The organism is Pseudomonas sp. BE134, assembly GCF_031456105.1.
In the GTDB taxonomy this organism is placed as follows: domain Bacteria; phylum Pseudomonadota; class Gammaproteobacteria; order Pseudomonadales; family Pseudomonadaceae; genus Aquipseudomonas.
This window is the reverse complement of sequence record NZ_JAVDUA010000011.1, coordinates 110,284-124,286: the sequence shown is the minus strand read 5'-3', so window position 1 is coordinate 124,286 and position 14,003 is coordinate 110,284. Positions and strand designations below refer to the sequence as shown.

The following is a 14,003-nucleotide window of genomic DNA, read 5'->3' as shown; positions in this document are numbered from 1 at the left end:
TGAAGGCCGCTGCCTGCAAGGGGAGCGGCCTTCAGCTTTTAGGCGTTTGGGTCGGAATTGAATTGAGGACCGGATTGCCGTCCTTGTTGCGGGTCAGGTAAACCGGCAGCACCTTGGGCAGGGAGGCCACCAGGCTGTTGAGTTCCTTGATGTTGTAGATACCGCCGAGGCGGATCTGGCCGGTGCTGTGATCGGCCACCATCACCGGTTTGCTCAGATAACGATTGATCAACGGCAAGGCATCGGCCAGTGACAGGTTATCGAGCACCAGTTTGCCACTGCGCCAGGCCAGCGAATTGTCATTGGCATAGGTCTGACTGATTTGTGGTGTGAAGTCGCCGTGTTTGAAACGCGCCTGCATGGCAGGGCCGAGACGTAAGCCATCGCCGGGAAGGTCGTCATTGCTGGTGACCAGTACCGAGCCTTCGATCAGATTCACGCGGACCTGGTCTTCGTACATCCAGACATTGAATTGGGTCCCGGTGACGCGAATCCTTCCGTCTGCGGCCCTGACTATAAAAGGGTGAACCATGTCATGGCTGACGCTGAAGAACGCTTCGCCTTTTTTCAGCGTTACGCGCCGCTGATCCTTGTAGTTGCGGAACGTCAGCTCACTGCCAAGGTTCAGTTCTACCCGACTGCCGTCGCTCAGGGTGACCTGACGGGCCGTGTCGCTGGCTTCAAAGTGCTGATACGAATTCGGCAGCCAGCCCATGTTCCAACCGCTGAAAGCCGCGAGTGGCAATGCCACCGCACAAACGGCGGCGGCAATGCCGAGACTGCGCCAGGATGAAGCCGGTTTGAAACGCGCAATGGGTTCGACCGCTTCAGGACGCGGCAGCGCCCCTGCGACCTCCCAAATCTCCAGCATGGCCTCGTATTCGAATGCATGCAGCGGATGAGCGTCGCGCCATTGTTCGAAGGCGACACGTTCTTCGGCGGTACAGTCGACAGCATGCAGACGCATGCACCAATGCGCTGCGGCATCGGTGATCGCGTCAAATTCGGCTGGCGATAGAGAGTTGTCGGTCATTGACTCATCCTGATTTCCGGCATTCTAACCTTGCGGGGAAGCCTGCGAGAACTGCCGTCATGGCAATTAACCATCAAACATTGGTTATTTTTGCAATCAGGGGGTGCTGACGTACAGTTGGCGTCCCAGATGACCGATCAACCAGGCAATGCTATCGGCGTTCCCGAGCTGTACCTTCAGCCTGATCATGGGGTCTTTCTTGAACGAGTGGCGGGCGCCGCTCAGGTTTTCTGCGCCGGTCAACGTCAAGATATGCTCTTTCACCCGTTCCGTATCCTCATGAGTTGTATTACCCAAATCCTCCCATTCTCCGGTATCAGGGTCCTCAACCATGAACAGCTGGGTATAGGGGGTCTTGAGGGACAGTGCGGTACTTTGAACCGTCGTTAACTCTTTTTTGAGGGTTTCGGCAAGCGGGCTGGACGTACCAATCAGATCAGCGAATGGCCGGCCGGGGTCGAGGTAGGCAATGTCTTCGGCTTTGCAAACAAGGTGTGCAAGCTCGTGAAGAATCGTCATCGCTCGGCTATGGGCGCCAATAGGGAATTGCGCGTCGCTCAGGTGCTGACGGTAGTTTTCGAAGTTGGGCGCGAAGAATTTTTCGGCCAGGTGAATTTTTTTCTTCGTGTCCGAGGGAATGATAAAGGCAAAAGTATGCTCCGCGCCGGCAATCACCCTGCCGACCACTAAACGATCGGAATCGGACTTTCTCAGCGTTGGGTCCAGCAAGGCTGTAAAAATCTCTGTCACGACTTTTTCAAGCTGCTCGACATGTGCGGGCAATACTTGCGATACACCCAAGAAGTCGGCGATGAGCTGATGCACCGGGGTGTTCATGTCGTCGGAAGTCTTGAGCAATTGCAGGTTTCGGAAACTGTTCCAGGCATAGGTGGTGGCCTGGTCTAGCGCCTCGTCGATCAGACGGGCCTTTTGCGGAAACAGTCGACGGATCCTCGGCATGCCACTGGCGTCGATGTTCATGCCTCCCCACACCGCTAGTGCGGTATCCAATCGATTGACCAGGCTGAAGTGGGGTACCGCGGCGCCCCGGTTCAGGACCCATTGTTTCGCCTGGTTTTGGCGCAGCACAGGCCCACGGTTTTTGGTGCCTGCAATGCGCCAGCGGGCGCCGTGCTTGACGACCGGAAACACTTTTCCTTCAACTGCTGCGTAGTGCTTCCTGGTTGTGGAGTGGGTGTAGAGCCCGAGCGTCGAGTCTGATGTCAGTGAACCCAGATCCACGTGGATGCTTTCAGGGCGGCTTAGCTGGGTGCGTTCGGGAGCGGTGACGTCGACGTCATGCCAGTTGAATCGGCGGGCGGGAGTCTGCGGGACATCGACCTGTGGCGAAGTCAGCTGCGTTTGATTGCCCAGAGATCGTCGTAACGTAGCGAGTTGAGCAATGCCGTTGATGAATTCTCTGAGTGCGGCCCCCCATTTACGCGTCTGAAGGTCCTCGGCGGATTGCTTGATGTGGCGGTAACTGCGCCAGACCGTAATAGGGTAGGCGAGTTTACCCATGAAAAATGAGCAGGCTTCGTGGAGGTCTTCGCCCAGCACATGTTTGATGATCTCCCATTCACTGTGTTTTTTGTCGTCGGACTGACAACCCAGCAATCGAACCAATAGCGCGGCGTTGTCATTGAACAACTGACCGAACAGGTGCCCTCTGATCGGATTGGACGCTAGTGTGACTTCGCTGACCCGCTTGTCGGACGACGCCGTTGCTGCTCGGGTCGTGCGGTTATTGGTGTTCGCCATTCGGTGATTCAGCAGGTGCCGGTCGGCCTCGGGCAGGTTTGTGAGTACCCAGTCGAGCAGCGGTCCCCGCGCTTTCAACTCCGTCAACAGTTGCGCTTCGTTTTCATATTCCTTGATCCCGTGACGTGGGCTGTGTGGCGCAAGCAGGACTTGCGGCCCTGCGCTATCAGTGTTTGAGCCGATCAAGTAAACACCGGAAACTGTGATCGTCTGTGCGCTCTTGACCCCCAGGAACTCAAGCGGGCGAATCATGGCGTGGGCGCCGTCGACTGCCGCACGGGCGATAGCGTCGGGCATGTCCATGATTTGCCGGATCAGATCAAATCCCGTTTCGCTCAGGCGTTCCTGCAGCTTTTCCGTGTGGGCGTAATGCATCAGTTGCCAAGGCAATTGTCGGTAAAACCGGGTTCTTCGAGCTGCGTTGGCGGGGGTGTCTGCAAGGGCTTCGCTCAGTATTTTCTGCTGGTGCTCGCCCGGTTTCAGGTTTCGTATCAGGACTTTGATGTAGCCTTCGTCCATAGCTTCGGGAATTGCGTTGTTATCAAGTGATTGCAGTGTGAACCGGGCCTGATCCAGATCCTTGAAAGGGGTCAATGCAAAGTCGGTAAGGGTTTCAGTACGGGCCGGCGACGTCGGGCGTGCGCTGATCTGGATCAGAACCTTGTCCGGGTCGATGTTGAAGTCGTCTGCCTTGAGTTTTTTTTCAAGTTCGACGTGAGCCGTACGCTGCAACGACCGTATGCCCGTCAAGTAATCCTGGTCGTCATTGACGTTGTTGAGGTATTGCTGAATCAGTTCGCCATGCAGTATCAGATCTTTGATGGACGCCTTGGTCAGCCATGCCGGCAATGTTTCCTGAGTCGTCAGGGACTGGGCAATGTCCGTTGCGGTGCGTAATCCCGTCAGCGGGGCCCGTAATGACACCAGATTCAGAAGGTCCGCCAGCAGCGAGGGAGAGACCGGTGTCGCCAGCGCACGGGTGATGCATGTCTGGTCAAGATGGACATAGGGTTTTTGAAGATGATCGAAAAAATTCCCGTGTATCCGTTGCAGGGGCGCCAGCGCATAACTTCTACCCGGCAATCGTTCGCTACGGCCAAGGTTCTCCATAAGTGTTAAACGCAGAACGTCGTGCTTGAGGCGATGATCGAGCACGGCCAGTAATCGTGACAGTGTCCCGAAGGCTTCAAATCCCGATGCAGGCGTCCACAAAATCGTCTTGCCCGAGTGCAGGGGGTCCAGGCCGCCTCGTTCAGTCAACACAAAACAACTGGCCAACTGCAACGGGTCTGCCAAATCAGTGGCCTTCAAGGCGAGGGCAAACACGTCCGGGAGAAAACCGTTCAAGGCGGCACGCTGTAAGTGTACCGGGCTATCGAGCACGGTTTTGATGATCGCCTGCGCCGTCGAATCCAGAGTGCGTGTGACCGTGCGTAGCTTCAATTCACTGCGCAATGCGGTTGACAAGGTATGGGTAAAACTCGATTGCAGGTTAGCCACGGATGAACTGACGAGGCTTTGTATTTGCTCGAAGGTGCTGAGGCCTGCGGGGATGGCCGGATACTGTGTTTTCAGTTGATCGAGTGCCTGTTCAACCGAATCGAGCAGTGCCAGTTCCTTTTTGGCTGACTCGGCTCGTACAGTCGCCGGTTGCCCACTCTTGCGCTGGTCGACCCTTGTACTCCAGCGGCCAGCGGCATCGGTGGACAGTAGTCGATCGTCGAGCAGTCCACGGACATCCAGCGCATTATCAAGCAAGGCATGGACGGACAGTGTGCCTTCGCTTTCACGGTAACGGCTCAAGGCATGGCTGAGGTTGTCCCGTTGCTTGTCAAGAATATCGGCCATCACTGCTTCAAATACCGGACCTGTGACCGGGCGGCCTTCAATCAAGCGCTCCTCCGGTGGCAAGGCCAGAAAGGTAGCGCGCTCATCCAGCGACATGAAGTTGAGCAGCGTGTCTTCATGCCCTTCGCTTTTCATCATCTGCAGCACGATTTTTTTGACGGCTGACAGGTCGTCAGTCGCTTCGATGCCTCGGGACGGGGTGTACAAAAAGCCCAGCGTGTCGGCGCCTCCGATCATCAAGGCCGAGGCCAGCTCGGCAAAATGCTTGAAGGGTGCAGTGACTCGCACCTTTTCCACGCGCAGCGCGACGTCGGAGGGCGCGAGGCTGACATTCATCAGCCTCATATATTCTGGCGCTGATAAGACGCCTTCCTGGCGCTGGATCAAAAGCTTCAGGTGGAACGTATCGCGTAAGCCCTCGGTGAAAAACGCCCGACGCGACAATCCATTGCTCATGGCGGTGTTCCAGAACACATCGAGTTGATTGTGCAAGTGCGGCGTGAAGCTTTGGGCGATCTCTTTTACAGCACCTTCCCACGCCAGGTTATCCGCATCGCTGCTGACGCTGTGCCCGGGATGGGAAAAGACCCTGGAATCGCCTGCGGGCCACTGGTTGGTCAGGTAAAAGTGGAGAAGTGCATCCCCCAGTGGAAGCGAGGAAATCGTGTGCTGGTAGTCGTCGCCGTCAAAGGCTGAAATAGTCCTGACAAAACTCTTGAGTCGCGTAAGGCGCTGGTCGAGGCCCGGAAACGGCTTGTGCAGGGCGTTTTTCAGCGTGTCGTTCAACATCGATTGCAATGTCGGCATCTTGAGCAGTTCGGCCATCATCGACTGGATGTTCTGCGTCTGATTGCTTTCAAGGGTGAGCTGCTGGTCCTGGAACACCGCGCCCGTGATTGCTTTCGTGGAAATGTCAGGTGTGGCAGCTAATGCGCAGCGTTGTCCGATGGAGAGAAAACGCAACAGCTCACGTTTGCCGGTATCCGATGCCAGCCACTCCTTGAGTCTGCTTTTGAGGTCATCCATGTCCACGAACTTGATCAGGCCTTTCCATGGCGTGTAGAGCGTGACTTCTCCATCCAGGGGGCGGCTCATGGCGAACGTGCCGGCCAGTGGAACATCGTCTGTGCCTGGCATGCTCAGCGACAGCTGCGAAACATGCATGGGGTCTTTTTGCGTGGTGCGGGCTGTGTTTGTCGCCAGATAAACGTTCTTCATCCATTTCAGGTCATCAAGCGTAAAGCCGAGCGCTTTTTCGCGGTCACCGGGTTCTCGGGCACCGGCGGCGCGTTGTGCTTCGTCAAAAAAATACGGCAGTGGGGAAGCAGTCATGGTTGTCCTCGATGTGTTGCGATCGATTGACCGCAGTCGTTAAGTCGAGGAAAAACAGTACGGCCGCTGGAAGGCTCATGTGCGGTACATATTGCTTGAACCAAACTGGCGCTTGAGGCTTGACAGGACGCCGGTACAACAGCGCTTAATCGGCGACTTTTCAGGTTGCCCTGCAGCCTCGCTTCACGCTGTTGCCCGTACTCAAAAATAAAATTGGAGCTTCAGATGACCGTATCGCCCGAAATGGCCGCCAGGTCGAATACTCAAACGCTCGATTTCGACGGGCTCGTTCAATTGCTCGAAAAGATTTTTCTGCGTCATGGCACCTCTGCCGAAGTCGCCCGGACGCTGGCCCTCAACTGTGCTGGCGCCGAGCGTGATGGTGCTCACAGCCACGGCGTTTTCCGTATTCCCGGTTATGTCTCGACGCTGAACAGCGGCTGGGTCAATGGCCAGGCCGTGCCGGTGGTTGAAGATGTTGCCTCGGGTTTTGTCCGGGTCGATGCCGGCAATGGTTTCGCGCAGCCGGCCCTGGCGGCTGCACGCGCCCTGTTGGTGGAAAAGGCTCGCAGCGCCGGCATTGCAGTGCTGGCGATTCGCAACTCACACCATTTCGCCGCTTTGTGGCCGGACGTCGAACCGTTTGCCTATGAAGGCCTGGTGGCGTTGAGCGTGGTCAACAGCATGACCTGCGTGGTGCCCCACGGCGCCGATCGCCCGTTGTTTGGCACCAACCCGATCGCCTTTGCTGCCCCGCGGGCCGGCGGCGAGCCGCTTGTGTTCGACCTGGCTACCAGCGCCATCGCCCATGGCGACGTACAGATCGCGGCACGCAAGGGCGAGTGTTTGCCGGCAGGCATGGGCGTGGACAGCCTTGGCCAGCCGACGCAGGACCCGAAAGCGATTCTGGAAGGCGGCGCACTGCTGCCGTTTGGCGGGCACAAGGGTTCCGCCTTGTCGATGATGGTGGAACTGTTGGCGGCCGCGCTGACCGGCGGCAATTTTTCCTTCGAGTTTGACTGGTCGAACCACCCGGGTGCCAAGACGCCCTGGACCGGTCAACTGTTGATCGTGATCGACCCGAGCAAGGCTGCCGGGCAGAATTTTGCCGAGCGCAGTCAGGAACTGGTTCGGCAGATGCACGGCGTGGGGCTCAAGCGCCTGCCGGGTGATCGACGTCATAAAGAACGGGCCAAGTCCCGTTCGCAAGGTATTGCGCTCGACGCCGAGACGCTGGCGAACCTGCGGGAACTGGCGGGGCTCTGAGGCTCAATGCAGGTCAGTAGAGCCGACGCGGACTTTGTAGCAGCTGGCGAAGCCTGCGTCCGGCTGCGAAGCAGTCGTAAAGTCAGGCGATGCGGTGTTTCAGAAAATCCGCGTGTACGGGATTGACGACTGCTACGCAGCCGGACGCAGGCTTCGCCAGCTGCTACAAATCCGTGTGACGCAGGCAAGAGAAAGGCGAGCCCATGGCTCGCCTTCTTTTTGCTGTGTAATGCGGTGCTGTTTAACGCCGACCGAGCAACAACCCGACCACCAGACCAAATCCGGCGGAAATGGCCACGGTTTGCCATGGATGCCCACCAATGTAGGTTTCGGTGGCATCGAAGACAGGATGGGTACGGTCACGCACACGGTTGACCGAATCCCGAGCCTGCTGGAGTTTCAGGGCGATTTGCTCGCGCAGGGTCTCTGCTTCCTCACCGACCAGCGCGGCGCTGCGGGTCAGCAGTTTTTCCGACTCTTCGATCAGCGTTGCCAGCTCGCTGAACGCCAGTTCCTTGGATTGGTCTTCGGCGATTTGTGCAGCGGTTTTCCGAGCCATGGTGGTACTCCTTGCAGGTAATCAGGCAGTGAACAATGGAGTCTAGCCCCGACGAAAAAGTTGCAGCGAATTTTCGCGTTGACCCCGTTGGGTAGAAAATTCCTGAGTCAGACGTTTCGTCCTACAGTGTAAGATGTTGCCTATTTTACGCAGCAGGAATTTCCCATGAGCTTCAATCTGGCCGACAAACCTCTCGCCGAGCGCGCTGCGCTTGAAGATGAAAAATCCCGTCTGTTCGACCTCTGGCAAAGCAACCTGGGCAAATCCAAGGGCGAGGCGGCGCGCTTGTTCGGTGAGCGCGCCAAGCGCAAAGGCAAATGGGCTGAATGGGTCCGTGCCGAGCTCGACGCGATGTCGCCGCCGGAGTTCGCCAACATGGTGCGCAGTGAAGTCAATCGCCTGATGGCGGCCAACAAGTAAGGCCGGGCCTCAGGCAAAACACGCGACAATCGCTTCGCGCACTTTCAGTACCACCGGATCGAGCTGTGTGCTGGTGCGCCAGCCCAGTTCGATCGGGTAGCGCGGCAAGGCCAAAGGGCAGGGCAGCAGCGCCAGCCCACTGAGCGCAGCGATGCTTTGCGCGGCATGCGCCGGAATGGTCGCCACCGCCTGACTGCCCTTGAGCAAGTGCGGTAACGCGGCAAAGTGCGTGGTCGACGCACACACCCGGCGACTCAGCCCCAGCGCTGCCAGCCCTTCGTCGGTGATGCCGATAAAACCGCCGGACGATACCAAAATGTGCTCGCGCGCGACGAACTCGTCGAGGCTGATGACGTGTTGCCCTTCGGTCAGGCTGCTGCGATCCACCAGACATAAATACCCGCCTTCTCCCAACACCTGACGGCTGAGTAACCGCTCGGCAAATCCACCGGCGGTGATCGCCAGATCAATGCTTCGCTCCATCAGTGCATCGGCGACGATCTGGCTGTGGGTTTGCCGGAAGATCAGCCTCAGCTTCGGTGCTGTTCGGGCGATTTCCTCGATCAGTCGGCGGCCATAAGCGATCTCGAAATCATCCGACATCCCCACCGACACTGCGCGACCGTCGTACTGATGGGCCGCCGGATCGACCATCGCCAGACTCTGGCGACATTTGTTCAGCGCATCGCTGACCACCGGTTTCAGTTGGTTGGCCTTGAGCGTCGGCGCCATTCCACGGCCGGTGCGTACAAACAGCTGATCGCCATACACCTCGCGCAGCCTGCGCAGCGCGGCACTGACCGCCGATTGCGTTACGCCCAGGCGCAGGGCCGCACGGCTGGCGCTGGACTCTTCATGCAGCGCTTCGAAGACTTTGAGCAAATTGAGGTCGACAGTGGCGATATTCATAACGTTCATATCATTCAGCAGCGGATCGGGCTTTATTCATGATCCCGTGACGCCGGAGAATGGGCAATACCTGATGCCAATGGAGCTACTGCGATGCCCAAGTCAATCGTTGCCGCCCTGCAAATCGGGGCCTTGCCCGGTGGCAAGGCCGAGACCCTGGAGCAGATTCTTGCCTGGGAAAACGCCATTACGGAATCCGGGGCGAAATTGGTGGTGATGCCCGAAGCGTTGCTCGGCGGTTACCCCAAGGGTGAAGGGTTTGGCACCCAACTGGGTTATCGACTTCCGGAGGGACGGGAAGCGTTTGCCCGGTATTTCGCCAACGCCATTGACGTGCCAGGCGCCGAGACGGAAGCCCTGGCCGGGTTGTCGGCGCGCACCGGGGCCAATCTGGTGATCGGTGTGATTGAACGCGCGGGCAGTACGCTGCATTGCACGGCGCTGTATTTCGACCCGCAGGCGGGGTTGATCGCCAAGCACCGCAAGCTGATGCCCACCGGCACCGAACGGCTGATCTGGGGCAAGGGCGATGGTTCGACGTTGCCGGTGCTCGACAGCCAGGTCGGACGAGTCGGCGCGGTGATTTGCTGGGAAAACATGATGCCGCTGCTGCGCACCGCAATGTACGCCAAAGGCATTGAGGTGTGGTGTGCGCCGACGGTGGACGAGCGCGAGATGTGGCAAGTCAGCATGCGCCACATCGCCCATGAAGGGCGCTGCTTTGTGGTCAGTGCCTGCCAGGTTCAGGATTCACCGCAGGCCTTGGGTGTGGACATTGCCAACTGGCCGGCGGACCGGCCGCTGATTGCTGGCGGCAGTGTGATAGTCGGGCCGATGGGCGACGTTCTGGCCGGGCCGTTGCGCGATGGATCTGGATTGCTCACGGCTGAAATCGATACGGATGACCTGGTTCGCGCCCGATATGACTACGATGTGGTCGGGCACTATGCGCGGCCGGATGTGTTTGAGTTGACGGTGGATGAGCGCGCCAAACCCGGCGTCCGCTTCAACACCTGACCCCCCTTGTGGGAGCGGGCTTGCCCGCGATGCGGGAGTATCAGTCGACATCATTGTTGCCTGATCCATTGCTATCGCGGGCAAGCCCGCTCCCACATTGGCTCTTCAGCGTACCTTTAATCGGATTTACCAGTTACTTGCACTGAACCGCCCCAGGCGTTGCGGGTTCGGCCTTGGCCGGCAGATCGGGGTTTTCCATGACCTGAAGGATCGAGGCTTCCGGATCAAAATCGTCTTCTTCCAGCTCGATGAATTCCTCGGGCAGGAAGATATTCAGCACGATAGCGCACAACGCCCCGACGGTAATCGGCGATTCAAAGATGTTGTGCAGCGCCAGCGGCAACTCGCGCAACACCTCCGGTACTGCCGCCACGCCCAGGCCCATGCCGAGGGAAATCGCCACGATCAGCATGTTGCGTCGGTGCAGGCCGGCTTCGGCGAGGATCTTGATCCCGGCCACCGCCACGGTGCCGAACATTACCAATTCGGCGCCGCCAAGCACGGGCTTCGGCATCAGTTGCAGCACCGCGCCGATCATCGGGAACAACCCCAGCAGCACCAGCAAACCGGCGATGAAGAATGCCACGTAGCGACTGGCGACACCGGTGAGCTGGATCACGCCGTTGTTCTGGGCAAACGTGACCATTGGCATGCTGTTGAACACGGCAGCCATCGCCGAGTTAAGGCCGTCGGCGAGCAGGCCGGATTTGATCCGGCGAATGTAGATAGGGCCTTTGACCGGTTGCCGGGAAATCATCGAGTTGGCGGTCAGGTCACCGGCAGCTTCCAGCGGCGACACGAGGAAAATCACCGCAATTGGCACAAAGGCGACCCAGTCGAAGTTGAAACCGTATTTGAACGGCACGGGCACGCTCATCAGCGGTACCTCGGGCAGGCTGGCGAAATTGACGTCGCCCATCAACCAGGCCACGACATAGCCCAGGGTCAGGCCGATGACGATGGCTCCGAGGCGCAGAAAGGGCACATCGACCCGGTTCAACAACACAATGGTGCCGAGCACCAAGGCTGCCAGGGCCAGATGACTGGCTGCGCCGAGGTCCGGCGCTCCGAAGCCGCCGGCGATGTCGGTCATGGCCACTTTGATCAGCGACAAGCCCATCAGCGTAATGATCGTGCCAGTCACCACCGGGGTGATCAGCATCCGCAGTTTGCCGATGAACTGGCTCAGCGCCACTTCAATGAACGCAGCAAAGAAGCACACGCCGAAGATCGTCGAGAGTATTTCATCGGTGCCGCCGCCTCGTGCCTTGACCATGAACCCGGCACTGAGAATCACACTGATGAATGAGAAACTGGTGCCTTGCAGACACAGCAAGCCGGAGCCGACCGGGCCGAACCGTCGGGCTTGAACAAAGGTGCCCAGCCCCGAGACGAACAGCGCCATGCTGATCAGGTACGGTATTTCACTTTGCAGGCCGAGGGCACCACCCATGATCAGGGTCGGCGTGATGATGCCGACAAAACTCGCCAACACATGTTGCAGGGCGGCGAAGACGGTGGCGGTCAGGTGCGGGCGGTCGTTGAGGCCGTAAATCAGGTCGTTGTTGCGTGCAGCGGGGGCTTTTTCAGAGGCGGTCATGGTTGATTGCGTGCCAAAAGGCGGGCTGGGTCAGAAATGGAGGCGCAGGATGCCAGCAGCGGGCATCAAGGGCAACGAACAAGATCTGCCGCCCCACATCGATCGTTCCCATGCTCCGCGTGGGAATGCAACCCGTGACGCTCTGCGTCACATTCAGAAGCGGAACGCGGAGCGTCCCTGGCGGCATTCCCACGCAGAGCGTGGGGAACGATCACTGCCTGAAAGGTCAGGTTTTTCTGAAGGCAGCAAGCAAATCCTGCTCAAATGCCTTCTGCGCATCCCCCGGTACTTGTGCGCGATGCCGTGCCAGATGAAATTCGACCTCAAAACTCATCTCGCCCTGGCGCACGGCATGCAACAACCCCTTGTCTTCCCAACTGCGGGCAAAGTGATTGGGCAAATACCCCACGTGTTTGCCGGACAGAATAAAGGCGAGGGTGCCTTCGACTTGCTCGGAGCGTGCTGAACACAGTTTTCCTTGAAACGGTTCGTCGGCGCGCAGAAACCGATAGGGATGATCGACCGGGTCGCAGGCTTGCAGCGCTTCGTCGTTCGGCGCGTCATTGGTGAATAAAGGATGGCCGGGAGCGCAATACAGGTGCTGGGTTTCGGTGAACAATTGGCGGTAGTCAAATGCGCTCTGGATCCGGGAGAAATAGCCGATGGCCAGGTCCAGCCGTTGTTGCAGCAGCAAGCGTTCCATTTCGCCGGGCATGGCACTGATCAGTTCGATGCGCACCGATTCATCCCGCTCACGAAAGCGCCGTATCGCATCCGCTACCCGTTGCAGCACCGATTGATCAAGGGCTTCGGACAACCCCAAGCGCACTTCGCCAATCAATCTGCCCGCCACGCCGTTGGATTGATGACGAAAGGCTTCGATTGATTCGAACAGCCCACGTGTGGCGGTTAACAGCTGTTCGCCCTTGGGCGTGACCTTGAACCCGCCCTTGCCGCGACTGCACAAGCGATAACCGAGGCGGGTTTCGAGCCTGGCCATTTGCTGGCTGATGCTCGACTGGCTCAAACCCAGCTCGCCTTGGGCTGCGCTGAAACCGCCGCACTCGACCACGCGCACAAACAGGCGCAGCAGTTGCAGGTCGAGGTCGTGAAGTTGCCCGAGCATCAAACATTACTCCGCCATAAAGTCAGGTTAACAAACTTGATATTTTCCCAATGTATCCGAGCGCGCACGCTGGCACCACTTCCTCCGCGCACTCGCTTGTGGAGCACCTTCCATAGCCGCCAATAACAAAAAGGAGATCTCCATGGACGCCCCGACGCAAAACGATCAGGCCATGACCCGCGACAGCCTCTATGGAACTGCCGCCGAAAGCACCTACGCCGGGATCACCAGCTTCATGCGCCGTCGCTACAGCCGCGACTTGCGCGGTGTCGAGGTCGCGGTCAGCGGTGTCCCGTTCGACACTGCCACCAGCAACCGCCCCGGCGCACGTTTTGGGCCACGCGGCATTCGCGCAGCGTCCACAGGAATTGCCTGGGAGCGCCACTGGCCGTGGACCTTTGATCCGTTCGATCACTTGGCGGTCATCGACTATGGCGATTGCGACTTCGATTACGGTTCACCGCACACGATTCCAGAAAGCATTGAGGCCCACGCCGAACACATCCTGAGCAGCGGCAGCGCCATGCTGACGTTCGGCGGCGATCACTTTATTACTTACCCGCTGCTCAAGGCCCATGCGCGCAAACATGGCCCGTTGTCGCTGATCCACTTCGACGCCCACAGCGATACTTGGCCGGACGAGGACGGCAAGCGGGTCGACCACGGCACCATGTTCTGGCATGCGGCCAGGGAAGGGCTGGTGGATCCGTCGCGTTCGGTGCAAATCGGCTTGCGCACCACCAATGACGATCACCAGGGTTTTCAGGTGCTGGATGCGCGTCTGGTGCATCGCCAGGGCTGCGAGGCGATTGTCGAAGCGATCCGGGCGAGGGTAGGGGATAACCCGGTGTACCTGACGTTCGATATCGATTGCCTCGACCCGGCGTTCGCCCCAGGCACGGGGACGCCGGTGTGCGGTGGCTTGAGCACCGTGCAGGCGCTGGAGATTCTGGGCGGATTACGCGGGATCAATCTGGTGGGCATGGACGTGGTCGAAGTTGCGCCGGCCTATGATCACGCGGACATTACCTCACTGGCAGCAGCGACATTGGCGATGGAGATGCTGTGTTTGTATGCGGCCAGGCACAAGGTCGACCGCTAACACGCGGTCAAAATGTGGGAGCGGGCTTGC

Annotated in this window: 10 protein-coding genes; 4 read left to right on the top strand and 6 right to left on the bottom strand. The window is 58.7% G+C overall.

The features are described from left to right. Positions 1 to 31: 31 nt before the first annotated feature. Both J2Y56_RS11700 and J2Y56_RS11695 read right to left on the bottom strand, forming a co-directional pair. A complete protein-coding gene (locus tag J2Y56_RS11700; RefSeq protein WP_310350247.1) occupies positions 32 to 1,033 on the bottom strand; it encodes a FecR family protein in 1,002 nt (333 codons plus the stop codon). A gap of 96 nt (positions 1,034 to 1,129) precedes the next feature. Continuing rightward, positions 1,130 to 5,974, bottom strand: coding sequence for a dermonecrotic toxin domain-containing protein (locus J2Y56_RS11695; protein WP_310350244.1), 4,845 nt, complete (start codon positions 5,972 to 5,974; stop codon positions 1,130 to 1,132). Positions 5,975 to 6,199: 225 nt separating this feature from the next. Between J2Y56_RS11695 and J2Y56_RS11690 the strand changes: the two genes are divergently transcribed. Beyond that, positions 6,200 to 7,240 carry an Ldh family oxidoreductase gene (locus tag J2Y56_RS11690; RefSeq protein ID WP_310350241.1) on the top strand — a complete coding sequence of 347 codons (1,041 nt, stop codon included), beginning with the start codon at positions 6,200 to 6,202 and terminating at the stop codon, positions 7,238 to 7,240. 241 nt (positions 7,241 to 7,481) lie between these two features. Here J2Y56_RS11690 and J2Y56_RS11685 read toward each other — a convergent pair whose 3' ends face one another. Further along, positions 7,482 to 7,799 carry a DUF883 family protein gene (locus J2Y56_RS11685; protein WP_310350239.1) on the bottom strand — a complete coding sequence of 106 codons (318 nt, stop codon included), beginning with the start codon at positions 7,797 to 7,799 and terminating at the stop codon, positions 7,482 to 7,484. A gap of 165 nt (positions 7,800 to 7,964) precedes the next feature. Here J2Y56_RS11685 and J2Y56_RS11680 point away from each other — a divergent pair, with 165 nt between their 5' ends. Further along, on the top strand, positions 7,965 to 8,219 hold the full coding sequence (locus J2Y56_RS11680; protein WP_007947642.1) for a hypothetical protein: 255 nt from the start codon (positions 7,965 to 7,967) through the stop codon (positions 8,217 to 8,219). Positions 8,220 to 8,228: 9 nt separating this feature from the next. Here J2Y56_RS11680 and J2Y56_RS11675 read toward each other — a convergent pair whose 3' ends face one another. Beyond that, positions 8,229 to 9,137 carry a LysR family transcriptional regulator gene (locus J2Y56_RS11675; RefSeq protein ID WP_007947644.1) on the bottom strand — a complete coding sequence of 303 codons (909 nt, stop codon included), beginning with the start codon at positions 9,135 to 9,137 and terminating at the stop codon, positions 8,229 to 8,231. Between the two features lie 84 nt (positions 9,138 to 9,221). Here J2Y56_RS11675 and J2Y56_RS11670 point away from each other — a divergent pair, with 84 nt between their 5' ends. Then, positions 9,222 to 10,145 (top strand): carbon-nitrogen hydrolase family protein, encoded by a 924-nt coding sequence (locus tag J2Y56_RS11670; protein ID WP_310350235.1) that lies wholly within the window; start codon positions 9,222 to 9,224, stop codon positions 10,143 to 10,145. A 133-nt stretch (positions 10,146 to 10,278) separates the two neighbouring features. On the opposite strand, the gene J2Y56_RS11665 is transcribed toward J2Y56_RS11670, so the two are convergent. Together J2Y56_RS11665 and J2Y56_RS11660 are read right to left on the bottom strand one after the other, a co-directional pair. After that, positions 10,279 to 11,745, bottom strand: a complete 1,467-nt coding sequence (locus tag J2Y56_RS11665; RefSeq protein ID WP_310350233.1) for a nucleobase:cation symporter-2 family protein — start codon at positions 11,743 to 11,745, stop codon at positions 10,279 to 10,281. A 226-nt stretch (positions 11,746 to 11,971) separates the two neighbouring features. Further along, on the bottom strand, positions 11,972 to 12,871 hold the full coding sequence (locus tag J2Y56_RS11660) for a LysR family transcriptional regulator (RefSeq protein WP_310350229.1): 900 nt from the start codon (positions 12,869 to 12,871) through the stop codon (positions 11,972 to 11,974). Between the two features lie 142 nt (positions 12,872 to 13,013). Between J2Y56_RS11660 and speB the strand changes: the two genes are divergently transcribed. Then, entirely contained in the window at positions 13,014 to 13,973 is a 960-nt protein-coding gene (gene speB / locus J2Y56_RS11655) for an agmatinase (RefSeq protein ID WP_310350226.1), read from the top strand. Positions 13,974 to 14,003: the final 30 nt, after the last annotated feature.

What these genes read in the sequence shown, in the direction of transcription:
- J2Y56_RS11700 (WP_310350247.1), bottom strand. Translation starts at nt 1,033, where the DNA reads ATGACCGACAACTCTCTATCGCCAGCCGAATTTGACGCGATCACCGAT.
- J2Y56_RS11695 (WP_310350244.1), bottom strand. Translation starts at nt 5,974, where the DNA reads ATGACTGCTTCCCCACTGCCGTATTTTTTTGACGAAGCACAACGCGCC.
- J2Y56_RS11690 (WP_310350241.1), top strand. Translation starts at nt 6,200, where the DNA reads ATGACCGTATCGCCCGAAATGGCCGCCAGGTCGAATACTCAAACGCTC.
- J2Y56_RS11685 (WP_310350239.1), bottom strand. Translation starts at nt 7,799, where the DNA reads ATGGCTCGGAAAACCGCTGCACAAATCGCCGAAGACCAATCCAAGGAA.
- J2Y56_RS11680 (WP_007947642.1), top strand. Translation starts at nt 7,965, where the DNA reads ATGAGCTTCAATCTGGCCGACAAACCTCTCGCCGAGCGCGCTGCGCTT.
- J2Y56_RS11675 (WP_007947644.1), bottom strand. Translation starts at nt 9,137, where the DNA reads ATGAACGTTATGAATATCGCCACTGTCGACCTCAATTTGCTCAAAGTC.
- J2Y56_RS11670 (WP_310350235.1), top strand. Translation starts at nt 9,222, where the DNA reads ATGCCCAAGTCAATCGTTGCCGCCCTGCAAATCGGGGCCTTGCCCGGT.
- J2Y56_RS11665 (WP_310350233.1), bottom strand. Translation starts at nt 11,745, where the DNA reads ATGACCGCCTCTGAAAAAGCCCCCGCTGCACGCAACAACGACCTGATT.
- J2Y56_RS11660 (WP_310350229.1), bottom strand. Translation starts at nt 12,871, where the DNA reads ATGCTCGGGCAACTTCACGACCTCGACCTGCAACTGCTGCGCCTGTTT.
- speB (WP_310350226.1), top strand. Translation starts at nt 13,014, where the DNA reads ATGGACGCCCCGACGCAAAACGATCAGGCCATGACCCGCGACAGCCTC.